Here is a 25,879-nt window from a genome sequence, read left to right as displayed (position 1 = left end):
TAGATTTCATGTAGAAAATTACCAGTAAATGTATTATTATTAATATGTCAGGAGGTATTAGAATTGTATGAGTGAAAGTATTAAAAGTATAAGTAAAATATATTTATTTATAATAATTATAGGCTATTTATTATTTGAGGGAGTTGATACAAGAATACTATTTAATATGATATTAATATTAAATAGTTGTATAGCTATATGCTGCTTTTTAGTAACTGTATCAAATTTCGACTTGAATAAAGATAAAATTTATAAGCAAATAGCAATGTTATTTACAATTAAGGGAATAATGAATATAGTTGGTGGATTTAGTATTTTAACAAATTTAAATAAACCCATTGATTTAAATAAGGATTTGCAAATATATGTATTAGCAACTACTATAGAGGTTATATTATTAATTTTAATAACTAAGAGTAAGAAAATAGAATTAAATATAAATAAAATAATTAATATATGTCTTATATCTACATCTATAGGTGTACTTCTTATTTATAACACAACAATATTCCCTAAATTATACACAAAAAAAGGCGTGACTATATTATTTTATGTAATAACATTCACATTTATATTAGGTCTGTTATATGCTTTAAAAAATTTTAAAAATATAGATAAAAGAGCATCAAAAAGAACTTTAAAAGATTTGTATATATACTATATAGCTAGAGTTTTTCATATATCTATAGTATTTTTATCAGAAATATTAAGAAAATCCATGAATATAGATGGGAATTTTACATATTTAGTTTCAATAATAACTAGCATTATTTATTTTATATGCGTTACTAGAATATATTATTTTGATATTATCAAAAGACCTAATCAAATACTTTATAGAAATCTATTAAAGGAAAAAGAAAAATTAGAAGAAGTAAGCAAAGGTCTTAAAGATTATAAACATAGGTATGAAAAAGTATTGATGTATATTCCTGATGGTGTAATAGTATCAGAAGATGGAAAAATAGTATTTATAAATAAAAAAATTAAGGAATATTTTAATATAGAAAATAATGATAGTATTTTAGGAAAAACAATTGAAGAACTAGTGGATGAAAGTGAAAAAGAATGTGTTAAAAATCTTAATGATATAAGTAATTCTTTACAATATTTAAATTTGAAATATAATTTCAATAATACTGAATTTTATGGAGAGCAAACTACTATATTAAAAAATAGAAATAATAAAATATTAAATATATCAATAATAAAGAATATGGAAGATAAGATTAAGCTAGCAAAAATAAAAGAAGAACTAGAATATAATAAAACGAAAGAAGAAATAAAAGATCAAGTGCTAGCAAATATTTCGCATGATTTTAAAACACCAATAAATGTAATTTACTCTACAGTACAAATGCAAGACTTAAATATTAAAAATAGAAATTATGGGAACTTATTAGAATTTAATAATATTATTAAGCAAAATTGCAATAGAATGATTAGACTTACAAATAATTTTATAGATTCTATTAAATTAGAAAGTGATATAATTAATGTTAATTTAAAATATGTAAATATAGTTAACTTGGTAGAAGAAATCACTTTATCCGTTTTAAATTATGCTGAAGATAAAAATATAGAATTAGTTTTCGACACAGAACAAGAAGAGATATATTCATTAATAGATACTGATCTAATGGAAAAAATAATGCTAAATATATTGTCTAATTCAATAAAATATAACAAAAAAATGGACATATTGATGTAAATATTAAAGATACAGAACAGCTTATAATTATATCTATTAAAGATACTGGTGTAGGAATACCTAAAGAAAAATTAAAAAATATTTTTGAGAGATTTGAGAGAGCGGATAGAAGTACAATAAAAACAAGTGAAGGAAGCGGAATTGGTTTAAGTATTGTAAAACAAATGGTAGAAGCTTTAAATGGAACAATAGACATAAGTAGTGTAGAAAATAAAGGAACAATTGTAAAGATAATATTACAAAAGGATAATTCAAAAGATTTAGAAGTTACAGATTTTAGTATAGATCATTTAAGTGAAAAAGTAAAATTAGAGCTATCAGATATATAATATATTTATAGTTAATTTGTATCAGATATTTAATCTAGGAAATAATAACAATATATGTATTTTATAATATAATATAATTTTTATTTTAATAATACAAATACTATATCTAGTAGAAGAAAAATACTAGGAGAGTGAAGTCTAATGATTAAATATCTTATAACTAAAGTAGCTGAAGAAGAAGTTGAAAGAAGAATGAAAGATAAAAAAATGATGATGTATGCAGCTGTTGGTGTTTTAGCAGGTGTAGGAGCATATGTTTCATATAGAGCCATAAAAAACTGTATGGCTGATAGAGAATTAGATGAAGATTTAGAATACCTACAATCTTATGAAGATGAATTAGATCAAGACTATTATGAAAATGAATATATAAAAGAAAAAGTTAAAAAAAGAGAAGAAGCTGAAGATAAAGAATTAAGAGAAAAGGTTGATGAGTTTAACTCAAGAAGATTAAATTTTGAAAATGAAGATATAGTATCGCCTAAAGAGTTAAGTCATTATGTCGAACAAATAAAAGTAGATAAAGATGAAACTAATATAAATGAAGATGATATAAGTAAAGATAAATATGATGAGTATGAAGAATAAAAAAAGTTGATGTGGTCAATAAAAAAATAATGAAATTAGTTGACAAGGTCAACAAAGATATAATATAATAATTTTAGATGTAAAATGTGAAAAAGTTATTAAATATCCTATTAAATTTAGTAACTTTCCTTTGATAATTTTTATGATACGGAAAAGAGGCTTAAAAGAAATGTATAGTTGCGCCAATCAACTATTTCTTTAGGCCTCTTTTTCCGCGTTTTTGAAAACTAAACAAAGTATATTATGTGACTAATATGTAATTTTATTTAGACTATTATATTAATGAAGCTATTGTATAATAATTATAGATAATAAATATTAAATGGAGGACATTATGACAAATATATTAATGGTAGAAGATGATAGTACAATAGCCTTTGGTGTAAAATATGCTCTAGAGCAAGAAGGCTTTAATGTGGATATATGTAAGGATTTAGAAAGTAGCAGACAAAATATAGAAAAAAAAGAATACGATATAATTCTTTTAGACGTAATGTTACCTGATGGAAATGGTTATGATTTATGTAAGGAAATTAGAAAGACTCAAGATACTCCAACAATATTTTTAACAGCATGTGATGAAGAAGTAAATATTGTTATGGGATTAGATATTGGTGGTGATGATTATATAACAAAACCATTTAGAGTTAGAGAACTTATTTCTAGAATAAAAGCAGTACTTAGAAGAAGAGGTAAAAATAGTGAAAGTAAAAAAGTCTTAAAGTTTGGAAATTTAAGTATACATACTTTAGAAGCTAGAGTTTATAAAAATGGAGAAGAGATTTTCTTAACTTCTGTAGAGTACAAGCTATTATTAATTTTAATACAAAATAAAAATACAGTATTAAGTAGAAGCCAGATATTAGAAAAGTTATGGGATGTTACTTATGATTTTGTAAATGATAATACACTTACAGTTTATATAAAAAGGCTTAGAGAAAAAATCGAAGATGATTCTACTGATCCACAACATGTAATAACAGTAAGGGGACTAGGATATAAGTGGAATGGATGTGAAAATGATGTTTCTATCTAATGTGGAAATAAGAAGATTTATAAGAGGATTTATAGGATTATTTTTAATTACAATAATATTATTATTAGGTGTTAGTTATATAAATGTAAATATAATTAAAGACAAGGTTGTGGAAAATAATCAAGCAATATTAGGACAAATACTAGCTAAGAATCCTGATTTAGAAAGTGATATAGTAGATATAATAACTCAAGGTAAATCAAAAGAAAATGTAGAATTAGGAAAACAAGTACTTAACAAGTACAATTATGATTCTAGTATTAATTTAAAGTATGAACCAATTATAAGTTCAAGTATTAAGGATATATTTAATGTAAATATTTTATTTGTAATAATAGTATTTCTTTTATTTTTAATTTTAACTTTATGCTACTTCAAGAAAATATATAAAGATATAAAGGATATGACTGACTATGTTTATCACAGTTCAGAAGGAAGAAATTATGAAATGAAAAATAGAAATCAAGAAGGTCAAATAGGTCTTTTAAAGACAGAGCTTTTAAAGATGACTACTATATTAAAAGAGAAGGTAGAGCTTTTAAACGCTGAAAAGGTATTTTTAAATAATACAATATCCGATATATCACATCAGCTAAAAACACCTATGACATCACTTATTATACTAAATGATTTAATGTATGAGGATTTACCAAAAGAAACTAAAATAGAATTTTTAGATAAAATAAAGTCTCAGCTTACAAGGATGGAGTGGCTTATAAAAAGTATGCTAAAACTTTCTAAGGTTGAAGCGAAAGTAATTGATTTTAAAAATGAAAAAGTTAATATTAATGAATTAATAAGAAAATCTGTACAGCCAAGTTTAATTCCAATTGAACTTAAAAATATAGACCTTACTATATTTGGAAATGAAGAAGCTTATTATAATGGTGATATTAACTGGTCTACAGAGGCATTAGTAAATGTAATTAAAAACTGTGTTGAACATACTCCGGTAAATGGAAGCATTAAAATAAACTTTGAACAAAACCCACTGTACTCTGAAATAGTAATAAAGGATAGTGGCGAAGGTATAGACAAAAAAGATTTACCAAATGTATTTAAACGATTTTATAAAGGCAAGAGTAGTTCAAAAGAAGATAGCGTAGGAATAGGACTTGCTATGGCAAAATCAATAATTGAAAGTCAGCATGGAGATATTTATGTCAAAAGTGAAAAAAATAAAGGTGCTGAGTTTCATATTATCTTTCATAAAACCTATAGTGACTAATATGTCATTTTTAAATTCACCTTAGTGTAAGAGTAAATCTGTAAACTTAAGAGTATAAAGTCAAGGAAAATTTATGGAGGATAGAATGGAAATTTTAAAAGTAGAAAACTTAACTAAAAGTTATGGTAGTGGTGAGGCAAAAGTAGATGCCTTAAAAAATGTAAATTTATCTATAAAAAAAGGTGAATTTGTGGCTATAGTAGGTCCAAGTGGTAGTGGTAAGAGTACACTTTTACATCTATTAGGGGGAGTTGATAGACCGACTGATGGAAATGTTTATATTAATGACGTAGATATATATAGCTTAAAAGAAAAAGATTTATCAATATTTAGAAGAAGAAATGTAGGACTTATATATCAATTTTATAATTTAATACCAGTATTAAGTGTAAAGGAGAATATATTACTTCCAGCAGAATTAGATAATAGAAAGATAGATAAAGAATTTTTAGATGATTTATTAAAAACTCTAGGACTTAAGGAAAGAGAAAATCATCTTCCAAATGAGCTAAGTGGAGGTCAACAGCAAAGAACATCAATTGGTAGAGCTCTTATAAATAGACCATCAATAGTTCTTGCAGATGAGCCAACAGGAAACTTAGATAGTAAAAACTCAAAAGAGGTTTTAGAGTTATTAAAGTTATCAGTTAAAAAATATAATCAAACATTAATAATGATAACACATGATAATAATATAGCCCTTCAAGCAGATAGAGTTATAACTATAGAAGATGGAATTATAAAAAGTGATGAGGTGATATAAATGAATTTATATACATCTCTAACTTTAAGATATTTAAAAGAAAATAAAAAAAGAACAATAGTTACTATTGTAAGTATAATACTGTCTACTGCACTTATATGTGGTATAGGAAATATATACGAAAGTTTTATGGACTATCAAATAAGACAAACTATAGAAAATGATGGAGATTTTCATGCGACTTTTTATGATATAAAAAAGAGTGATTTAGATTATATAACAAAGTCAGCAGGACTTACTAAATCAGGTCTTAGTGATAACTTGGGGTATGCAAAGATAAATCCAGAGAAAGATAATTTAATGCAAGTTAAAGCATATGACAAAACTACTTTTGATGGTTATCAAATAAAACTAAAAGAAGGAAACCTTCCCACTAATAATAAAGAAATAGTATTAAGTGAAAATATTGCATCAAAAATTAATAAAAAAATAGGAGATACAATAACTCTTGATATAGGAAAAAGAGTAGATGAGAATGGAGAAGAAATAAGTGGATGGCAAAGTGAAAATGAAACTTTAAAAGATATTAAAAGCAAAAGTTTCAAGATCGTAGGAATAATCAACAAACCTGGCTTTGAATATGAATCTGGTATTTTAACAGCCATAACTTATTTAGATATAAATAATCAGCCAGCTAATGATGACTTTAATGTTTCTATTGCTGTAAAAAAACCAAAAGAAGTATATACTATAGCATCACAAATATCAAAAAATCTAGGACTAAAAACAGGAACTACAGAAGAAAATACTGAAGAAAATAGTTCAATGCATTATAGTAATGATACAGATGAATTCTATGAAAATTTAAGCTTCAATGAGCACTTATTAAGATTACAAGGTGCTAGTGCTTATGCCAATATAAATAATGGTATGACATCAATTATAGCTTTAGTTACTTCATTAGTTATAGTTTGTACTATTGCAACGGTATATAATTCATTTAGCATATCTATAAGCGAACGTAAGAAACAATTTGGAATACTTAATTCTATTGGAGCTACAAAATCTCAAGTAATGAAGCTTGTATTTATAGAAGGTATTTTAGTTAGTATAATTGCGATACCTATAGGATTAATCTCAGGAACAGTTGCAATAGATTTAGTATTTAAAACTATACAAGCATTATTTGAAACTTCATTTATAGCTGACATGAACTTAAGAGTAGTTTATAACCCATATATAATGATATTTAGTACAGTTATAGTTTTAATAACAATACTTATATCTGCATTATTACCAGCTATAAGTGCTGCTAAAATATCACCACTAGAAGCAATAAAAAATAGTGGAAATTATAAATTAGGAAAAGTAAAAGACTCTAAATTAGTTAGACTATTATTTAACACGGAAGGTGTACTTGCTTATAAGAACTTAAGAAGAAATAAAAGGAAATTTAGAACAACATTATTTTCTCTAATAATTAGTATTGTAATTTTTATATCATTTAGTGGTTTTATGACATTATTTTTAAAAGCAAATACAGTTCATATGGGTCAAATGAATCATGATATTTATATATATAAAAATGGAAGCAATGAAGGTAGTAAAATAATAAATGAATTAAAAGATATTAAAGGTATAAATAATATTGCTATTCAAAATGATTATGGAATTGGATTAAATGTTAAAGAGAAAGATATAAATCAAACATATAAAGACTTAATTGAAAATTATTACACTAAAGAAAAAGTAGGCAATGAATACTCATATGATTTTATTAATTCAATGGTGAAGATGCCTGGAGATATAGCAATAAATAATCTTAAATTAAAAGATGGAAGCTTTGATAAAGAAACTGCCATAAGGGAAAATGGAGTAATCTTAGTAAGAGAAAGTTACTATGAAGAAAAAGGGAAAAAAGGGGAAGTTATATTAACTAATTATAAGGTAGGAGATACAATAGATGCTTATGTTAGTTATTATGATGAAGAAAATGATAAAGAAGTAAAAGAAACTATCAAACTAAAGGTAATGGCTATAACTGATGACTTAATTCCAGGAGCTTATAGCTATAATTATATGGGGATTGACTTTATTACTTATGATGAAGTTGGAGAAAAATTTAATTTTGAATCATATGGTAACTCTGTATATATGAGTACAGATAAACAAGAAAATACAAGAAATGAAATAAAAGAAATTGCTAATAAAGAAGGTTATAAAATAGTCGATGAAATAGAAGAAGCAAAAGCAATGGAGCAGTCGATTATGGCAATGCAGGTATTCGTATATGGGTTTATAACAGTTATATCTTTAGTAAGTGTAACTAATATTGTAAATACAATAAGTACAAATATAAACTTAAGAAAAAGAGAGCTTGCTATTATTAAATCAATAGGCGTCACACCTGGTGGGTTTAATAAAATGATATGTTTAGAAGGGATATTATATGGAATTTTATCATTATTATATGGACTTCCTATCGGTATAGGTATGGTAGTACTTATGAATAGCATACTTGGAGATATTATTCAATTTGGACTTGTACTTCCTTGGAGTAGTATTATTATATGTATTATAGGTATATTTGTAATAACATTTATCGCATCATATATACCAATGAAAAAGATAAATAAAGAAAATATAATAGAAAATATTAGACAAGAAAGTATATAGTATAATCAAAATAAAAAGAATGCTGAATCAAATTTAATTTGATTCAGCATTTTTTTTAGTAAAAAGGGATATTTACTGCGATTAATTTATAATTATATGTAAAAAATACATAGAATTATCAATATAAACTAAGCAACTGCTTTTGCAATTTCTTTATTTTTTAATAATAAATTAACTAAAATAGGTATAAATATAATTTGAATTATCATACCAGGTATTGCAGTAGAAAGTCCACCAACTACATAAGTAATCGCACTTATTTGTGGTGCTAAAGTTAAAGATACAAGATAAGCACCTACTATTGCAAATAATCTACCAGTTATCATTGCGCATATCAAAGATATATAAATTTTACTAGTTTTAGAGAAAACTAGACCAGTTATAAGTCCATATCCGCAAAGTTCAAAAGCCATTATAGGCATTACAGGAACAAGTGGTGGCATTCCAGTCAGTAAACCACTAAGTATAGGTGTTATTATACCAACTACTGCACCATACACAGGTCCTAAGAAGAATCCTGCCATTAATACAGGTATGTGCATTGGTAAGAATATAGATCCTCCCATACTAAACATATGAAAAACCATAGGTAGTATGATTCCAAAGGCTATAAAAAGTCCTGATAAAGCTATTTTTTTTGTTTTCATGATAAATCTCCCCCTGACAATAAGTCTTTAAATTTATAATTGATATTATTTCTTATGTATTACTACATAATACATTTCATCATTTTCAAAAGCTTCAATTACATTTAGTCCAGCATTTTGAAATATTTGTTTTTGCTCATTTACTTCAAGCAATAAAGAATCTTTTACTCTTTTATCTGCATTTGAGTGAAGATTATTTAAAAAATCTCTACTATTAGAATGAGCAATCATAAGAATACCATTATGTTTTAAATTGTTACATACTAACTTTTTAATAGTGTCGGTTTTATTTTCTAGATGAGGATACATAGAATAAAGAATAATTTTATTATATTCATTATTAATTTCATCATTTTCAATGTCAACTAAATCAAAAGTTATATTTGATCTGTTGCCATACTTCTCAATGGCAACTTCAAGCATTCCTTTAGATATATCAACACCTCTTATAATTCCCTTTGGAGCTAGCTTGTCTAAAAATGGTATTAACACACCAGTGCCAGTACCAATGTCTAAAATACTATCATCTTCTTTAATTTCTAATTTGCTTAAGAGATAGTTTATTTTGGAATCATTAATTTCAATCATATTATCCCAATTTTTTGCTACAGTATTAAAAAAATCTACTTGACCCATAAAATCCCCCTTTTTCGACATAAAAAAAGGCCACGAAGATTAAAAACCTTCATGGCCTTATTACAAATATTTTATTAATTAAATAGTAGCACTATTTAAAATCATAATCAATAAAATTACAAAAATATTTAAAATAAGTATTTATAATTATTATTTTTATATTAATGCTCAGTTAGTCCGCTTTCACCCATTCTTTTGACAAAACCAGAAGTTGCTTTATTTATAGGCCCTTTCAATAATACATTTAAGATGATAAACACTGCTAAGAAAATTAATAGCATAATTATATCTTTGTTTAAGTTAGGCATATAAACTCCTGCAACAGCCTCTCTTTGTGCCGAAATTGCATAGGTAAATGGCAAGAATGGATTTAGAACTTGGAAGAACTTAGGTGTTACTTGAATAGGGAATGTTCCTCCAGAACCAGCAACTTGAATTACTAATAATACAACTGCCATTGCTTTACCGATATTACCAAATACTGATACTAGTGAGTAAACTATGAATGTAAATACTAGAGCAGTAAATAGTGAAATTAAAACGAATAATAATGGATTTATCATACTTACTTTTAGTAAGAATATATCTCCTAAGCTAACTATAAGTGCTTGTACTAAGGTTATAGCTAAGAAAGTAAGCCCTCTACCAAAATAAACTTCATATGGTTTATATTCACCATGTACTTCTGTTGAAAGTAAAGAGCAAAGTAATAATACTCCTACCCATAAAGAAAGTACAGTATAGAATGGTGTCATTGCAGAACCATAGTTTGCAACTGGATATAATGTATTTGTTACTATATCAACTGGTTGCTTTAAGAAATCAGAACGAGATACAATATCATTTTTTAATAGAGCTATTAAATCAGCCATATCATCACTATTATTAACCTTTGATACTGCATCGACTAATTCATTTACTATATTTTTAGCCATAGGCATTTTTTCTTTTATAAAGTCTACAGTATCATTTGCACTTCCAGAGAATTCTAAAGCAGTTCCAAGTATATTATTAACTTTAGGAAGTTTTTCTTCAGCTCTATTTAAAACATCTAAAACATTATTAGCAACTGTAAAGCCTTGATCAAATATATTATTTATAGGAGTAACTATTTTTGAGTCAAAGTTATTTAATATATTTGATGTTATATTGTTAATATCTTTAGTTACTTTTAGTATACCATTTAAATTAGTTAAAGATGGTTTTTGTCCATTAGCTATTTGATCTTTTACAGTGTTTAATCCACTTATAGCAGTATCTAATTTAGAGTTGATGCTTTGTAATTGTGCTATAGCATCTTTTAGAGAATTACCTGGAGTTATTTTATCTAGCTTAACTAAAAACTCTGTTAAAGTTTTTGAAGTTGAAGATAAGCTAGAAAGTTTATTAGCCAAGCTATCAACTAATTCAGGCGCATTTTCATAACCTTTATCTAAAGCGGTTATTAAATCAGATACAGCACTAGAAGCTGATGCTGATACACTATTGATTATTTCTAAGTCACTTTTGATAACAGGACTAATGCTGTTAATACTTGACTTTGTATCAGTTAAAAATGTTTTAACATCATTAGATAAATTAATTGAGTTATTTAAAGTTGTTTGTATAGCAGGCATATCTTTTTGGAGACTTTTAACTATATCTGCTATTTGCACTGTAGCACTAGAAGCTAAATCTATAGTTTTATCTATATCTTTAAACTTACTTTGTACTTCAACAAGAGAACTTTCTACTTTAGTTAATTTAGGAAGTTCTGTTTCAAGAGTAACTCCTATTTCATTAAGAGCTTCGAACATTACTTCACTAACTGTTTTTACAACTGTTTGGTTTACTTCTAGCTGAATTGTAGAAGCACCTTTATCAGTAATCTTAGGTGCAATAGCATTTATTTTTTCATTTACTGTATATATTATTTCACCTTTTTTAACATCTTCGCTAACTAAAGAAGTTAAGTTATCAGAAAAGTTGGATGGAATTTCTATTGAAGCATAATATGTACCATCTTCAACGCCTTTTGAAGCTACTTCTTTACTTACAAATTGCCATCCTAAGGATGTATTATCTTTTAGTTTATCAATAAGTTTATCACCTATATTAACATCCTTATCAAATATTTTACTTCCTTTATCTTCGTTGATTACAGCAACTAGGATATTTGAAGTGTTTCCGTAAGGGTCCCAAGATGCTTTGATATTAAACCATGCATATAAAGAAGGTAAAATTGCAAGACCAATTATTACTGTTAGTAAAGCAAAATTAGTAAATACATCTTTAAGGTCCTTTTTGAAAATTTTAAATATATTTTTCATTTAGTCATACCTCCGACCTTTTAACTCTATAATTAATAAAAAACTATTAATTATAGAAATCATAATATTAAAATTGATAACATTAGTATTCAAAATCATTTTATATTATAACAGTTTTTTCTACATTGTAAATACAAAAGAAGAAATTTGTAGATTAAAACAAAGATTTGTCTACAACAACTAATATTTACATGAATTTATTTTATGTAAATATTAGATTTTTTAATCTAAAAGGAGTTATATTTTAAACAATTTTACTATTAATATTTTTTACAGGTGTTAAATATAAGTTTTTTCAAACTAAGATTGTTCAAATTTTATTAAGTATGACCATTAGGTCGAGTGATTGGAGGAATTATTATGAGTATTACATTAAAAAATGTAAGCAAAATTTACAAAACTGGTGATGTAGAGACAGTAGCATTAAAAAATATAAACTTAGAGATAAAAGATGGAGAATTTATCGTAATACTTGGGCCAAGTGGAAGTGGAAAGAGCACGCTTTTAAACGTAATTAGTGGATTAGATACTCCAAGCACAGGGGAAATATATTTTAATGATATAAAAATAAGTGATTATAATGAAGACAAATTAACTAAATTTAGAAGAAATTATTTAGGATTTATATTTCAACAATATAACTTATTGCAAAATCTTAATGTAAGAGAGAATGTAGAGATAGGCTCAGCAGTAGGAAAAAATCCTCTGGGTATAGATGAGGTATTAAAGTCAGTTTCTATGTATGAAGAAAGAGATAAATACCCATATCAATTGTCTGGTGGTCAGCAGCAAAGAGTATCTATAGCTAGAAGTATTGCTAAAAATCCCAAAATATTGTTTTGTGATGAGCCTACAGGTGCTTTAGATGAAAAGAATGGAAAACAAATATTAAATATTATCCAAGTAATGAATAATAATTTAAAAACTACAACAGTAGTAATAACACATAATACAAATATTGCTTATATGGCAGATAGAATTATAAAAATGAATTCAGGTGTAATTGTAGATATTATAGAAAATCAAGATAAAAGAAAGGCAAGTGAAATACTATGGGCGTAAAAATTCTTTTAAAAAACACCTTGAATATATTCAAGAAAAAGAAAATACAACTATTAGCTATAGGAATTATTATAGGGCTTAGTTCTTTTTTATATACTATGATGTTTTACACCTTAGATAGTTTAAAATCGCCTTTTGAAAAATTTGTATTAGATTATAATCAAGAGGATTTTTCAGTTGAAATAATAGATGGGATAACTGAAGGAGATATAAAAAGCTTAAGCAAAGAAGATAAGGATCTTATAAATAGTATACTTGCTTATAGTTTAGGTGATATAAAAAGAGAAAATGAAAGTTTATACAATAAAATTATAAGAAATAGAATTGATGAATTTGAATCAGAATATAATGAATTTCAATTAGAAGAAAGAAATTATAAAACTGTAAACTATGAAAGAGAATCAAAAGGAAATAAAGTAACTTTTGTGAAGGATGGAGAAAATATAAATCGTTCATACATAGAAAAAGGAAATAAGCCTAGTAATGATAATGAAATTGCGATAACTCAAATTTATGCAAAGAAAAACAATTTAGAGTTAGGGGATAAAATAGATATCAATAACAAATCTTATACTATTACAGGTTATGTATTATTTCCAGATATAACATTACCCGTAAATGGAAAAGACTTTATTATAGATAACTCAAGAATAACAGTTGCTCTTATAACAAATAATGAATATGAAAATATTAAAGGAAAAGAGTCAATTTATTTTTCTGGTATTGTAAAAAATAAAAGTTCTGAAAATATGGAAAATGAAAAATATAAAGATAATTATAATAAAGTAATAAGGGATTTTGATAAAAAAGTAGTAAATACATTTAGTAAAAAAGAAAGGCTAGATTTTGTAACTAATATTACATCAACGAAAAATCAAATAAGAAGTGGAGCTATATATGAGGAGTTAAAAGCAGGTCAACAAGCCACAATAGTCTTAAGTGCAATTATTTCTAGTATAGCAGTTATGATAATACTAATCTTAATTTATAAGGTTATAAAAAATGAAAAAACTCAAATAGGGTTATTAAAGGCTATAGGTTATTCTAAAAATGAGATAATACTTCCTTATTTAATAGTATTATTACTTATATCTTTTCCAATGTTGATATTAGGGTATATTGGAGGAATGCATGCATCCAATCCTATGAAAAATTTTTACTTAGACTTTTATTTGCTTCCTAATGCTTCTATACAAACCAATATATCTGTATTATTAATAGCTATATGCTTTCCAATTGTTATTATTTTAGGGCTTTCATATATTGTAATAAAAAAAATATTATCTAAGAAGGCTGTTAGCTTACTTAAAGCAAGTGAAAAAGAAAAGATAAGTAAGTTAAATAAATTATGTAATAAACTTTTTAAAGATGCAAAAGCTCAAACTAAATTTAAGTACTCTTTTATATTTAATAATACTAGTAAATTTGTAGTATTCTTTATAGGTATATTCTTATCTTCTATGCTAATAATTATGAGTTTCATGATGATTGGATTTTTTGAAAAAATGACAACAGATTATTATAATAATGTAGATTATGTTTATGAAGGTTATGTGGATTTTACAAAAGGATTACCAAAGTTAAAAGATAATCAAGAACCTTTTATAAGTATTGATAGTGTTAAATATAAAGATAAGAGTATTAATATAAAAGGTCTCTTAGCAGAAAATAAACTTCATAAGTTATATAATAAAAAAGGTGCAGATATAACCGAAGATCTAAATAATGGTGTAGTAATAAATACAAGTTTTAGTAAAATTCACAATATTAAAGCAGGCGATATAATAGAGCTTGAGGTAAATGATCAAATTTTAAAAAGAAAAGTTGCTAATGTATCTAAGGATTATGGAACAGAAACTATTTATTGGAGATTAGAGGATATTGCAGAGGTAGTCACTAAGGGAAAAAGTTTAGGAATAGGAATAAATGAAAATTTTTTCAATAGTGTATATTCAAAGCAAAAGTTAGACGATGAAGTTTATTTAAGCATTATAAATAAAAATGACATAATGGAACAAAGTAAGCTAATGCAAAAATTCATAGAAATAGCTGTATATGGAATGATTGGATTTGCTATGTTTATTGCAGTATTAGTGCTTTATATGCTTACGACATTAACTATTGAAGATAATTATTATAATATATCTTTATTAAAGGTAATGGGATATTCTAAAAAAGAGGTTAATTCCATGATCCTGAAAAGCTATTTAATATACGCTATATTATCTTACTTTGTAAGTACTTATTTAACAGTAATAGGATTTGACTATATTATAAAGTATCTGGGAAGAATGTTTGGTATGGTTATGCCGTTTGAATTTCATATATGGCATTTATTTGCAGGTTTAATAATTATTATTGTTATATTTATTATTGGAACTTATGCTGCTAAAAGAAGAATAAATAAAGTATCTATTCAAGAAGTATTAAAGGCATATAGAGAATAATAAAATATTAAAATAATTATAAATTGTAAAATTCAAAAATCATGTTGATAAAATTATCAACATGATTTTTATCTTATTATTAAGTAATAAAAATATTTACGAATGTTATATAAATAGTTTAATATTAATTATGTATTATATTACATAAAATGATAAAAAATTACAAATATTCATATATACGATATTACAATTTGTAAAGGGGAAAGCATGGAAAAAATATTAGACCTAATAAATGATTATATTATAATTTTAGATTCAAGCGGTGAGATAAAATTTTGTAATAAAAGTGTCTTAACAAAGCTTGAATATACTTTGGAAGAATTAATAAATATTGATATAAAAGAAATTCTTTATAATGAAAATGAAAAATTAAAAAGATATATAGAAAAAAATAATAAAAAAGCTAAACTAGAACTAACTTTTGATTTATGCTCGAAATATGGTAATAAAATTTCTATATATGGTGAAGTTGTACTAGAATCTTTTAATGATAAAAAATATATATTTATCGTAGCTAAAGATAGTTGTGAAAAAACATATAAAAGAGAAGAATTAGAGAAAATACTAGATAATCTAGATATTAATTGTTGGCTAAAAAATACAAAAGGTGAGTACATATATGTAAACAAATCTTATGCAAAAGAATTAAAAGATGAGAGACTAAATATACTTGGTAAAACAGTAAAGGATTATTGGAGCAAAGATGAATGTGATTCTTTTACAGCAATGGATAGAGAAGTTATTGAAAGTAAAAAGATTCAGTTAACAGAAAATTATACTAGCCAAGAAGATTCTGAATCATGGGTTGAGATTTATAAAGCTCCTATATTAGATAAAAATAATGATGTTGAGTATATTATTGGTTATACAAAAGAAATAACTTTACAAAAAAAGTTAGAAAATGAGATGTATTTAAATCATAAAGAAATGAATAACTTAAATAATCTACTTATGAATACTAATTCAAAGAATAGTATTCAGGACTTAATAAGAAATATTGGTGAAAATATAATAAATCATTTTAAGTGTGATGGAGTATCTGTTTTATTAATAAATAAGGAGAAGTCGTGTTTAGACACAGTTTTAAATCTTGGTCAAGCAAATAATTATAAGCATGATGATGAAATTGATTTAGATATTCTTAGTGATTTAAGTAATGTAAAAAATTTAAATGGTATTTTTAATATTAATGATGTATGTAATGAATATTTAAAAAATCATATGTTAAAAAACGAAATAGAAAACATAGGGATTTATAATATGGAATTTAATGATGAGTCTATTGGTTTTTTAGTACTTAAATTTTTAGGAAATGATACTTTAAGGTTTAATAAATTCGATTACCTAAAGACTATATCAGGAAATATTGCAACTATGATAAAAAGTCACACCTTGTCAAAGGAAGTTAAAGACGAGTTTGAAAAAAGAAAATTAATAGAAAGTGAATTAGAACTATTAATAGAAATCTCAGTAGACCTTATAGCTAAAATAAGTGCAAACGGAGATATAAAACATATAAATAGTAATTGGTCAAAAAACTTGGGATGGTCCCAAGAAGAGTTACTATCTATGAATATGCTTGACTTAGTTCATGAAGAATATAAAGATGAGTATAAAAAAGCCATGAATGATTTAAAAGATGATACAGGTTGCATAGTTATTAAAATGATTTGTAAAGATGGTAGTTATAAGTGGACAGAACTTAACTATAAGATACTTAGAGATGAAGATGAGTTTATAATTACAGCAAAGGATATTACTGATCAGCGAAAACAAGAACATGAAAGAAAAATTTTACAAGAAGCTGTTCATATGGAAAGCCTAAAGAATGAATTTTTTGCAAATATATCTCATGAATTTAGAACTCCACTTAATATAATATTAGGAACAATGCAGCTTATGCAAAGAAATGTTGATAAGAATAAAATAACTTGGGATGATAGTTTAAATTTGGAATCTCATATAAACTATATCAAACAAAATTCATATAGATTATTAAGACTAGTAAATAATCTTATTGATATTACTTGTATAGATTCAGGTTATTATAAGTTACAGCTTGGGAATTATAATATTGTTGATATAGTAGAAAATATAACATTATCAGTAGCACAGTATACAAAAGATCATGGAGTAGACCTTATATTTGATACTAATTGTGAAGAAAAGATAATTGCTTGTGATCCAGATAAAATAGAAAGAATAGTTTTAAATTTATTATCAAATGCTATAAAATATACTGATAAAGATGGATGTATATACGTAGAATTAATAGCAGATGATGAAAAAGTAAAAATACATGTTAAGGATAACGGAGTTGGTATGTCTAATGACAAATTAGATGTAATTTTTGATAGGTTTAAAAAAATAGATAACAACTTAAATAGAAAATGTGAAGGAAGTGGAATAGGATTATCTTTAGTAAAATCCTTAGTAGAACTTCAAAAAGGAAATATATATGTAAATAGCGAAGTAGGTATAGGTTCAGAGTTTACTTTTGAATTACCGAACAGAGTTATTAATGATAGTTCAGATATTACTTCAAATAGAGAAATATCAAAAATAACACAGATAGAAAAATGCAATATAGAATTTTCTGATATTTATTCATAGAAACTATTTATTGAAATTAAATAAAAAGAATTAAAAACTTGTGAGATATTTTTAATATTTTGCAAGTTTTTTTTATGAATATTTAAAGTGTCAAACATTGCCTAAAAATAGGAAATAATGTAGTGTAAAGTATAAGAAATCAAAAATATACGAAGGGTAAAAATATGAATTTAAATAGATTTTTTAATAAATTTATAATAGCAATACTACTAAATATTACTTTATTTATGGCTATGGAGGAAAAGTCATATGCTCAGTTACGTAAGATAGCACAACTGAAGTTATTGTGACTAAAGAGTTTGAAGTTTTAGAGACATATCCAATCAATTAACTTATATCATGAGCTAAGAACTCCCTTAATGGTGTGATCCTTATGAAATTGAAAGATGTATAGTGAATTTAGTTGGCAATGCAGCTAAATTCACATCAGAAGGAGGTTCTATAACTTTAAGTATTAATGATTTAGATGACAAAGTTATGATTAGTGTAAATTAAAAAGAGGATATATAACTCAATATGTGGAAGATATTGTAGTAAAATACAATATAGGGGGAGTCTATCATGATATTTGGAAGTATAAACCATGAAAAAACTTATTCAAATTTAAATAAAGATATACTAACGTGCTTTGAGTACGCAAGGAAAAATGACTTAGTAGATTTTGAAAAAGGAAGTTATGTAATAGATGGAGATGAAATTTTCGTAAATATAGTAGGATATGAGACTTGTGAAAAAGAAGATAGATTTTGGGAAGCGCATAAAAAATATATAGATATTCATTTGCTTCTTGAAGGAAGTGAAAAAATTGCATTAAATTTTATAGAAAATTTAATGCAAAATGAGTATAAAGAGGAAGATGATTTTCTATCCTTAGATGGTGAACCAAATTCATATGTTGAATTAAAAAGAGGCGACTTTTTAGTATGTTATCCTGAAGATGCTCATATGACAGCATTAAAAGTAAAACAAAAAGAGAATGTAAAAAAGGCTATTTTTAAAGTATTAGTAAGATAATTACTTTTTTAATGATATAATAGTATTATAAAAAAGATATATTATTTAATCAGAAAGTCATAAATCATTAATAAAATAAAATGCAATGATTACAAGAACATACTAATGATTAAGGGGGAGATTCAATGAATCAATTAACTTCATACAAGATAGCTTTAGCAGTAATATTAGGAGTAGGTACAGTAATGTCAGTGATTTTCAGATTAAATAAAAAAGGTGTAGTTTCTAAATAGAAAGCATACAAATAATTAATAAAAAATAGATTAAAATAAAATTTTAATCTATTTTTTATTGTTCATATGTAAAAATATTAAAAAAAGCTTGTAATAATTCCTGTATGACCGTTCAAAATATTAAATCCTATTAAAATTAATATAATACCTCCTACTATTTGAGCGTAGTTTTTAAATAAAGAGCCTATAGATTTACCTAACAAAACTCCTAAAAAACATAATATAAAAGTAACAATTGCTATTGTTGAGCTTATCGAAAATATAGGTTCGTTTAAAAATGCAAAGCTAACACCAACAGCTAAGGCATCAATACTAGTTGCAATAGATAATACAATAAGTTCTTTTATTCCTAATTTATCATATGAAATATCATCTAAAGAATTGTCATTTTTAGCTTCAAGAATCATCTTTAGCCCGATAAATCCAAGTAGGAATAAGGCTATCCAGTGGTCCACTGTCTTTATATATGACTCAAATCGAATACCTATAAACCAACCAATTAAAGGCATAATACCTTGAAATATTCCAAAAAATAAAGCTATCTTTGATGCAATTGAGAAATTTATTTTTCTTAGTGTCATGCCCTTAGTCATAGAAACTGCAAAGGCATCCATGGCAAGTGCAAAGGACATAAGAAATACACTTATAAAGCTCAATTTTGTTTCCTCCTTTATAAATACGATTTTATATTTATATTGCATAAACTACAAAGTTAAAAATATACATGCCATAAAAATAAACATAAAAATCACTTTAGTATAAATTGTAAAACTAATAGTCATAATATAAATATGATTTTTTTTATTTGATTATTATTAATTAAATTAAATTTTTACACTTAATAAAAAATACATAAGAATCAAAAGGTTTTAAGGAGGAAGTAAAAATGAAAAAATGGGTTTGTACTGTATGCGGTTATATTTATGAAGGTGATGCACCACCTACAAAATGTCCAGTATGTAATGTTGGTCCAGAAAAGTTTGAAGAAATGAAAGGTGAATTAAAATGGGCAGATGAGCATAGAATTGGAATAGGTCAAGGATTAGATGATGAAATACTAGAAGGATTAAGAGCTAATTTTATGGGTGAATGTACAGAAGTAGGAATGTACTTAGCCATGGCTAGACAAGCAGATAGAGAAGGATTCCCAGAAGTTGCAGAAGCATATACTAGAATAGCATATGAAGAAGCTGATCATGCAAGTAGATTTGCAGAAATGTTAGGTGAAGTAGTGGAAGCAAGCACAGAAAATAACTTAAAAGCAAGAGTAGAAGCAGAATATGGTGCAGCTGAAGGTAAATTAAAACTTGCAAAAATAGCTAAAGAACAAGGGCTAGATGCTATACATGATTCTGTTCATGAGATGTGTAAAGATGAAGCTAGACATGGAAGAGCTTTCCTTGGATTATTAAATAGATATTTTAATCATAAAAAATAAAGTATATTATTAAAAATAAGAGTATCTAAGTATAAGTAATTTGAGAAGAAAAATCAAATTTATTTATACAAAGATACTCTTATTTTGTTTATATATTTTTAAATACTTTTAGATATAAAATAAGCATTAATACTAAGGTAGAAAACCATAGCATCTTTAAAATTCTTTAAATCTAAGTTTAGAAATTCCTTTATTTTCTCTAACCTATAAATTAGTGTATTTCTATGTAAAAATAAAGATGAAGATGTTTTTGATATATTTAAATCATTTTCAATGAAATTGATTCCGGTATATAACAAGTTTTCATCAATAGTTTTTATTTTATTAAAGTCAATTAATTTACAAATAGACATGTCTTTAGAAGATATGTATATATCTCTATATAATATTAAATCCTTCGTAGTTATAAATTTATTCGAAGTATTATTTTTCAAGATAGTAGGTAATAATTTATTAAATAGCTCAATTTTTAAATCTAAAATTTCATAATTATCTACTTTATCTAAGTCAAAAATATAAGTATTAGAGTAAGTCTCAGCCTCTATTATTTCAGTAGTATTAATATTAATATCTAGCTTTGTTTTTGAATCTATTAATAAATGTTTTTTGTACTCTACAATGTTTATATCTTCGTATAAATTGAAGAGTATATCTTTTAGAATGTTATGATCTAAGTTTTGTTGATATACTAGATAAAAATAATTAGACATGTTTAATAAAAAATTTTCATTTTCCATCTCAATTATATATAATGAATTGTTAAATGTAATTAATTCTTGGTTAGTTTTTAATTCTTGGTTTTTATATTCAAATATATTTACTTTCTTATTAGTTTGTTTCTCTATAAAATTCGCAAGATTTATCATGATGAATATCCCCCTTTTGAAAATATAAAGTAAATTATTACCTCAGTTAAATATATCACTAATTGATACCGAAATACTATAGCTTTTGATTAAAATATCTTTATAAAATAATATAAAAATTACTTATAGATGAAGAATATCTATAATAAATTTCGAAAAATGTGGCGAAGTGTCAAAAATAAAAAAGTAAGGCAAATTTGCCTTACTTTGCAATATATAAACGTATACTTATATCTTATCTAAATTATACTATATTATTGTTAACTCTGTATCTTTATCAAAGATATGTAAGTGCTCTTTATCCATAGCAAGCTTTATCTTATCACCGAATCTTACTCTGTATCTACCATCAAATCTAGCAGTTACAGTTGAATTTCCTAATTTTAAGTAAGCATAGATTTCTGCTCCCATTAATTCACTTATTTCAACTTCAGCTTCAAAAGTAGTATCTAAACTATTATCGATAAATAAATCTTCTATATGTATATCTTCAGGTCTTATACCAAGTACAACTTCTTTTCCAATATATCCATTCTTTATAAGTGGTTGGCATTTGCCTTTGCTTAAATGTATATTTATTTGATTATTAATTGCATATATTTCCCCATTTTTTTCTTCTATTTTTACATTTATAAAGTTCATCTGAGGAGCGCCTATAAATCCTGCAACGAACATATTAGCTGGATGATCATAAATTTCTTGTGGAGTAGCTATTTGTTGAACTATACCATCTTTCATAACAACTATTCTATCAGCCATAGTCATAGCTTCTACTTGGTCATGAGTTACATATATGAATGTAGTTCCAAGAGATTTGTGTAATTTACTTATTTCTGTTCTCATTGATGTTCTAAGTTTTGCATCTAAGTTACTTAAAGGCTCATCCATTAAGAAAACTTGAGGATTTCTTACTATAGCACGACCAAGAGCAACCCTTTGTCTTTGCCCACCAGATAAAGCTTTAGGTTTTCTATCTAAAACTTTTTCTAAATCAAGTATTTTAGCAGCTTCTTTTACCTTTTTATCTATTTCATCCTTAGGCATTTTTCTAAGTTTTAAAGCAAATGCCATATTATCATAAACTGATAAATGAGGATATAAAGCATAGTTTTGGAAAACCATAGCTATATCTCTATCTTTAGGGTCTACATCATTAACTAATCTATTCCCTATATGTAATTCTCCTGAAGAAATTTCTTCAAGTCCAGCTATCATTCTTAAAGTTGTAGATTTACCACATCCAGATGGACCTACTAAAACTACGAATTCCTTATCTTGTATATCAATGTTTACATTCTTAACAGCATTAAATCCATTGCTGTAAGACTTACAAATATTTGTTAAAGTTACATTAGACATTTTTATTCCCCCTGATAAATTAATTATATACTATGATTAAATGATACTCTGAAAATGTTTTTTTAACAATGTTTATAATAACTAAAAACCTTTGTACAAATTGCACAAAGGTTAATTTTTATTTAGGTGTAAGACGTATAATTCTATCATCAGATATATCAGGGTTTCCTCTACCATCTCTATTACTCGTTGTTAGATAAATGGACCCATCTTTAGTTTGAATAACATCACGTAGACGTCCATATTCATTATTTAACCATGATGTTATATCCTTTACTACTGTACCATTTTCATTTAGGGATATGGCAAGAAGTTGCTGTCCACGAAGAGTAGCAACAAGCAATTTTCCCTTCCATGCTCCTTGAAGTACAAAGGCAATACCAGAGGGTGCCCATGTAATTTCTCCACTGTGTACTAAAGGTTTTTGAACTATAATATCTGTGGAATCTTCATTTCCTTGAACTAGAGGCCAACCATAATTCGATCCTGGCCTTACAATGTTTATTTCATCATGTGCAGACTGGCCATGTTCTGAAGCATACATTATATCATTGATATCCCATGATAACCCTTGAGGATTTCTATGACCTAAACTATAAACCGGTGAATTTAGAAACGGATTATCATTTGGAATACTACCATCTAACTCTAATCGCAGTATCTTACCAGCAGTACTTGTTATATCTTGAGCTAAGGCAGGATTTCCAGCATCACCTGTTGTTATATAAAGTTTTTTATCTGGACCTATCTTTATTCTTCCTCCATTGTGAATTTGACCTCCAGGTATTCTATCTATAAGAGTACGATCAATAGATGCTTTGTTTTTATTTTCAACTAATCTAATAACTCGATTATAGATTCTATTATTCTCTGAATAGGTATGCATAACATATATATAATTATTTTGTGAAAAATTTGGATCTAGTGCAATGCCCATTAGACCGCCTTCACCTTGGCTTATAAATGGAAAGTTAAATGTGATAAGTGGCTCTGGATTAAGTTTACTATTTTCAATAGTTCTAATTGAGCCAGAACGTTCAGTAAAATATAATTTACCATCATTACTTATATCTATTGCCCATGGTACATATAATTTTTCAGCAACAATCTCAATATCAAAAGGAAATTGCCTTGAAGTAGTTGATTTTATTTTGATACGAGTTGTATTATGGTTATGAAATATAATATTATGCAAGATATTAGAAATTTTATTTTTCATAAATATCCTCCAAATTTAAATATATAGATTAAGAGTATGTTAGTGGATTTAGACTATATTATTTACCTAGTTCCATAGTATTCATTTTTAAGTTTAAAGACACTATTTTTATCAATATTAAACATATACAATCAAGTAGTATGACATAACCTATAATAAAAATATTTATTATAATAAACCGTCCCATATTTTTTTAGAATGAATATTATGATCTAGTAGAGGTTATAAATATCATCATTATAAAGGGGAGATTAATATATGGCTTTAGAAAGAAGTGGTTATAACAGAAATCAGCAACAATTATATGAAGAATGTAAAAAGTTAATGAATTATCATATTATACTAACAATGTCAGATGGAAGTATGTATGATGGGATTATTGTAGAGGTTAATGATGATCGTATTACTATGTTAGTAGGCGAGGATGTGATGGACCAAGAATGTGATAGTCAACCTAGACAGCAGGGGTCATATGAACGTCAGAGAAGATTTAGACGTTTTAGACCTAGAATTTTCCCACTAGGTGCTTTAATTGGATTGTCCTTATTACCATATCCTTACTTTGGTTTTCCATTCTATCCTTTCTTTTAAAGAATAGCATTTAATAGGTAGATTTGATAAAACAAATAAAAATTTTATTATAAATAATATCAGGCTATACTCGAGTTAAACAGAGTATAGCTTTTTATAATTAAAAAAATATAAAAAGGTGTTTGAATATATTAGTCACGGGTATATATTTATTATCTTATAAAGTAAATAAATGTAAAGTACACATTGGAATATATAATTAAAAATTAAATTAAAATCAGGAGGAGAGAAAATTATGAAAAAATTTGTATGTACAGTATGTGGATATATCCATGAAGGGGAAAATGCACCAGAGGTATGTCCAGTATGTAAAGTTGGAGCTGATAAGTTTGAAGAAATGTCAGGGGAAATGAAATGGGCAGATGAACATAGAATAGGTGTTGCACAAGGTGTAGATGAGGAAGTAGTAGAAGGATTAAGAGCAAACTTCGTTGGAGAATGTACAGAAGTAGGAATGTACTTAGCAATGAGTAGACAAGCAGATAGAGAAGGGTATCCAGAAGTAGCAGAAGCATACAAAAGAATAGCTTTTGAAGAAGCAGAACATGCAGCTAAATTTGCTGAATTACTAGGAGAAGTAGTTGTTGCTGACACTAAAGAAAACTTAAGAGTAAGAGTTGAAGCTGAGTATGGTGCAACTGATGGAAAATTAAAATTAGCTAAGAAGGCTAAAGAATTAGGATTAGATGCAATACATGATACAGTTCATGAAATGTGTAAAGATGAAGCTAGACATGGTAAAGCATTCTTAGGATTATTAGAAAGACATTTTGGTAAGTAAGTTTAAATTATTATATAAATTGTTTAAGTGATATCTCATTGGGTATATATACCAATGAGATTACATTTGAAATATATAAGAAATAAAAAATTGTTTAAAGTTAAATTTAAGTGGTATATATATGCCATAACAAAATAGTAAATAATGTAAGATAGTATATAAATCAAGTTAAAAATCAGGAGGAGAGAAAATTATGAAAAAATTCGTATGTACAGTATGTGGATACATCCACGAAGGAGAAACTATAGAAGGATTTGTATGTCCAGTATGTAAGGTAGGGGCTGACAAGTTTGAAGAAATGTCAGGAGAATTAAACTGGGCAGATGAGCACAGAATAGGTGTAGCACAAGGTGTAGATGAAGAAGTAATAGAAGGATTAAGAGCAAACTTCGT

Annotated in this window: 23 protein-coding genes; 16 read left to right on the top strand and 7 right to left on the bottom strand. The window is 26.0% G+C overall.

Annotation, left to right across the window (positions count from 1 at the left end; genetic code table 11):
* The first annotated feature begins 67 nt into the window (after positions 1–67).
* The 7 genes from H8923_RS12705 to H8923_RS12675 all read left to right on the top strand — a co-directional run bounded on the left by H8923_RS12705 (position 68) and on the right by H8923_RS12675 (position 8,271).
* Positions 68–1,711, top strand: coding sequence for a sensor histidine kinase (locus H8923_RS12705; RefSeq protein ID WP_153972419.1), 1,644 nt, complete (start codon positions 68–70; stop codon positions 1,709–1,711).
* Positions 1,702–2,040, top strand: coding sequence for an ATP-binding protein (locus tag H8923_RS12700; RefSeq protein ID WP_187127950.1), 339 nt, complete (start codon positions 1,702–1,704; stop codon positions 2,038–2,040). Before H8923_RS12705 ends, H8923_RS12700 begins: the two co-directional genes overlap by 10 nt.
* Before the next feature lie 141 nt (positions 2,041–2,181).
* Positions 2,182–2,628: a hypothetical protein gene (locus tag H8923_RS12695; RefSeq protein WP_153972421.1), complete on the top strand. Its 447-nt coding sequence runs from the start codon at positions 2,182–2,184 to the stop codon at positions 2,626–2,628.
* A 334-nt stretch (positions 2,629–2,962) separates the two neighbouring features.
* Positions 2,963–3,664, top strand: a complete 702-nt coding sequence (locus H8923_RS12690; RefSeq protein ID WP_153972422.1) for a response regulator transcription factor — start codon at positions 2,963–2,965, stop codon at positions 3,662–3,664.
* Positions 3,636–4,892 carry a sensor histidine kinase gene (locus tag H8923_RS12685; RefSeq protein WP_243139976.1) on the top strand — a complete coding sequence of 419 codons (1,257 nt, stop codon included), beginning with the start codon at positions 3,636–3,638 and terminating at the stop codon, positions 4,890–4,892. Before H8923_RS12690 ends, H8923_RS12685 begins: the two co-directional genes overlap by 29 nt.
* Positions 4,893–4,977: 85 nt before the next feature.
* A complete protein-coding gene (locus H8923_RS12680) occupies positions 4,978–5,655 on the top strand; it encodes an ABC transporter ATP-binding protein (protein ID WP_153972423.1) in 678 nt (225 codons plus the stop codon).
* Entirely contained in the window at positions 5,656–8,271 is a 2,616-nt protein-coding gene (locus H8923_RS12675; RefSeq protein ID WP_153972424.1) for an ABC transporter permease, read from the top strand. It abuts the gene before it with no gap.
* A 128-nt stretch (positions 8,272–8,399) separates the two neighbouring features.
* Here H8923_RS12675 and H8923_RS12670 read toward each other — a convergent pair whose 3' ends face one another.
* From H8923_RS12670 to H8923_RS12660, 3 genes are all read right to left on the bottom strand, one after another.
* Positions 8,400–8,918, bottom strand: coding sequence for an ECF transporter S component (locus tag H8923_RS12670; RefSeq protein WP_153972425.1), 519 nt, complete (start codon positions 8,916–8,918; stop codon positions 8,400–8,402).
* Between the two features lie 45 nt (positions 8,919–8,963).
* On the bottom strand, positions 8,964–9,554 hold the full coding sequence (locus H8923_RS12665; protein WP_172976742.1) for a class I SAM-dependent methyltransferase: 591 nt from the start codon (positions 9,552–9,554) through the stop codon (positions 8,964–8,966).
* Positions 9,555–9,715: 161 nt separating this feature from the next.
* A complete protein-coding gene (locus tag H8923_RS12660; protein ID WP_153972427.1) occupies positions 9,716–11,863 on the bottom strand; it encodes a YhgE/Pip domain-containing protein in 2,148 nt (715 codons plus the stop codon).
* 360 nt (positions 11,864–12,223) lie between these two features.
* Between H8923_RS12660 and H8923_RS12655 the strand changes: the two genes are divergently transcribed.
* The 5 genes from H8923_RS12655 to H8923_RS12635 all read left to right on the top strand — a co-directional run bounded on the left by H8923_RS12655 (position 12,224) and on the right by H8923_RS12635 (position 18,999).
* Positions 12,224–12,925 carry an ABC transporter ATP-binding protein gene (locus H8923_RS12655; RefSeq protein ID WP_153972428.1) on the top strand — a complete coding sequence of 234 codons (702 nt, stop codon included), beginning with the start codon at positions 12,224–12,226 and terminating at the stop codon, positions 12,923–12,925.
* Positions 12,916–15,372 (top strand): ABC transporter permease, encoded by a 2,457-nt coding sequence (locus tag H8923_RS12650; RefSeq protein WP_153972429.1) that lies wholly within the window; start codon positions 12,916–12,918, stop codon positions 15,370–15,372. Before H8923_RS12655 ends, H8923_RS12650 begins: the two co-directional genes overlap by 10 nt.
* A gap of 207 nt (positions 15,373–15,579) precedes the next feature.
* Positions 15,580–17,985 (top strand): PAS domain S-box protein, encoded by a 2,406-nt coding sequence (locus H8923_RS12645; protein ID WP_153972430.1) that lies wholly within the window; start codon positions 15,580–15,582, stop codon positions 17,983–17,985.
* A gap of 393 nt (positions 17,986–18,378) precedes the next feature.
* The gene (locus tag H8923_RS12640; RefSeq protein WP_172976743.1) at positions 18,379–18,480 is read left to right on the top strand and encodes an ATP-binding protein; all 102 of its coding nucleotides are present in this window, start codon (positions 18,379–18,381) and stop codon (positions 18,478–18,480) included.
* Between the two features lie 66 nt (positions 18,481–18,546).
* Positions 18,547–18,999, top strand: coding sequence for a YhcH/YjgK/YiaL family protein (locus tag H8923_RS12635; protein ID WP_153972431.1), 453 nt, complete (start codon positions 18,547–18,549; stop codon positions 18,997–18,999).
* Positions 19,000–19,309: 310 nt separating this feature from the next.
* Here the strand turns inward: H8923_RS12635 and H8923_RS12630 are convergent, their stop codons facing one another.
* Positions 19,310–19,888: a manganese efflux pump MntP gene (locus tag H8923_RS12630; RefSeq protein WP_153972432.1), complete on the bottom strand. Its 579-nt coding sequence runs from the start codon at positions 19,886–19,888 to the stop codon at positions 19,310–19,312.
* A 230-nt stretch (positions 19,889–20,118) separates the two neighbouring features.
* Between H8923_RS12630 and H8923_RS12625 the strand changes: the two genes are divergently transcribed.
* Positions 20,119–20,670 (top strand): NADH peroxidase, encoded by a 552-nt coding sequence (locus H8923_RS12625; protein WP_153972433.1) that lies wholly within the window; start codon positions 20,119–20,121, stop codon positions 20,668–20,670.
* Between the two features lie 98 nt (positions 20,671–20,768).
* On the opposite strand, the gene H8923_RS12620 is transcribed toward H8923_RS12625, so the two are convergent.
* From H8923_RS12620 to H8923_RS12610, 3 genes are all read right to left on the bottom strand, one after another.
* Positions 20,769–21,536: a PucR family transcriptional regulator gene (locus tag H8923_RS12620; protein ID WP_153972434.1), complete on the bottom strand. Its 768-nt coding sequence runs from the start codon at positions 21,534–21,536 to the stop codon at positions 20,769–20,771.
* 249 nt (positions 21,537–21,785) lie between these two features.
* On the bottom strand, positions 21,786–22,895 hold the full coding sequence (locus H8923_RS12615; protein WP_153972435.1) for an ABC transporter ATP-binding protein: 1,110 nt from the start codon (positions 22,893–22,895) through the stop codon (positions 21,786–21,788).
* Between the two features lie 118 nt (positions 22,896–23,013).
* Positions 23,014–24,114 carry a PQQ-dependent sugar dehydrogenase gene (locus H8923_RS12610; RefSeq protein WP_153972436.1) on the bottom strand — a complete coding sequence of 367 codons (1,101 nt, stop codon included), beginning with the start codon at positions 24,112–24,114 and terminating at the stop codon, positions 23,014–23,016.
* Positions 24,115–24,372: 258 nt separating this feature from the next.
* Here H8923_RS12610 and H8923_RS12605 point away from each other — a divergent pair, with 258 nt between their 5' ends.
* From H8923_RS12605 to H8923_RS12595, 3 genes are all read left to right on the top strand, one after another.
* Positions 24,373–24,705, top strand: a complete 333-nt coding sequence (locus tag H8923_RS12605; protein ID WP_153972437.1) for a hypothetical protein — start codon at positions 24,373–24,375, stop codon at positions 24,703–24,705.
* A 235-nt stretch (positions 24,706–24,940) separates the two neighbouring features.
* Positions 24,941–25,486: an NADH peroxidase gene (locus H8923_RS12600; protein ID WP_153972438.1), complete on the top strand. Its 546-nt coding sequence runs from the start codon at positions 24,941–24,943 to the stop codon at positions 25,484–25,486.
* 193 nt (positions 25,487–25,679) lie between these two features.
* On the top strand, positions 25,680–25,879 hold a 200-nt coding region (locus H8923_RS12595; RefSeq protein WP_408639064.1), incomplete at its 3' end, for a rubredoxin-like domain-containing protein.

It is taken from the genome of Romboutsia faecis (assembly GCF_014323405.1).
In the GTDB taxonomy this organism is placed as follows: Bacteria; Bacillota; Clostridia; order Peptostreptococcales; family Peptostreptococcaceae; genus Romboutsia_E; species Romboutsia_E faecis.
This window is presented reverse-complemented; position numbering and strand designations above follow the sequence as displayed.

Bases quoted from the DNA above. Each gene is read 5' to 3' on its own strand.
- H8923_RS12660 (WP_153972427.1), bottom strand. From the start codon at position 11,863: ATGAAAAATATATTTAAAATTTTCAAAAAGGACCTTAAAGATGTATTT.
- H8923_RS12670 (WP_153972425.1), bottom strand. From the start codon at position 8,918: ATGAAAACAAAAAAAATAGCTTTATCAGGACTTTTTATAGCCTTTGGA.
- H8923_RS12605 (WP_153972437.1), top strand. From the start codon at position 24,373: ATGGCTTTAGAAAGAAGTGGTTATAACAGAAATCAGCAACAATTATAT.
- H8923_RS12650 (WP_153972429.1), top strand. From the start codon at position 12,916: ATGGGCGTAAAAATTCTTTTAAAAAACACCTTGAATATATTCAAGAAA.
- H8923_RS12695 (WP_153972421.1), top strand. From the start codon at position 2,182: ATGATTAAATATCTTATAACTAAAGTAGCTGAAGAAGAAGTTGAAAGA.
- H8923_RS12615 (WP_153972435.1), bottom strand. From the start codon at position 22,895: ATGTCTAATGTAACTTTAACAAATATTTGTAAGTCTTACAGCAATGGA.
- H8923_RS12705 (WP_153972419.1), top strand. From the start codon at position 68: ATGAGTGAAAGTATTAAAAGTATAAGTAAAATATATTTATTTATAATA.
- H8923_RS12635 (WP_153972431.1), top strand. From the start codon at position 18,547: ATGATATTTGGAAGTATAAACCATGAAAAAACTTATTCAAATTTAAAT.
- H8923_RS12600 (WP_153972438.1), top strand. From the start codon at position 24,941: ATGAAAAAATTTGTATGTACAGTATGTGGATATATCCATGAAGGGGAA.
- H8923_RS12620 (WP_153972434.1), bottom strand. From the start codon at position 21,536: ATGATAAATCTTGCGAATTTTATAGAGAAACAAACTAATAAGAAAGTA.
- H8923_RS12675 (WP_153972424.1), top strand. From the start codon at position 5,656: ATGAATTTATATACATCTCTAACTTTAAGATATTTAAAAGAAAATAAA.
- H8923_RS12665 (WP_172976742.1), bottom strand. From the start codon at position 9,554: ATGGGTCAAGTAGATTTTTTTAATACTGTAGCAAAAAATTGGGATAAT.
- H8923_RS12645 (WP_153972430.1), top strand. From the start codon at position 15,580: ATGGAAAAAATATTAGACCTAATAAATGATTATATTATAATTTTAGAT.
- H8923_RS12655 (WP_153972428.1), top strand. From the start codon at position 12,224: ATGAGTATTACATTAAAAAATGTAAGCAAAATTTACAAAACTGGTGAT.
- H8923_RS12685 (WP_243139976.1), top strand. From the start codon at position 3,636: ATGGATGTGAAAATGATGTTTCTATCTAATGTGGAAATAAGAAGATTT.
- H8923_RS12680 (WP_153972423.1), top strand. From the start codon at position 4,978: ATGGAAATTTTAAAAGTAGAAAACTTAACTAAAAGTTATGGTAGTGGT.
- H8923_RS12690 (WP_153972422.1), top strand. From the start codon at position 2,963: ATGACAAATATATTAATGGTAGAAGATGATAGTACAATAGCCTTTGGT.
- H8923_RS12625 (WP_153972433.1), top strand. From the start codon at position 20,119: ATGAAAAAATGGGTTTGTACTGTATGCGGTTATATTTATGAAGGTGAT.
- H8923_RS12610 (WP_153972436.1), bottom strand. From the start codon at position 24,114: ATGAAAAATAAAATTTCTAATATCTTGCATAATATTATATTTCATAAC.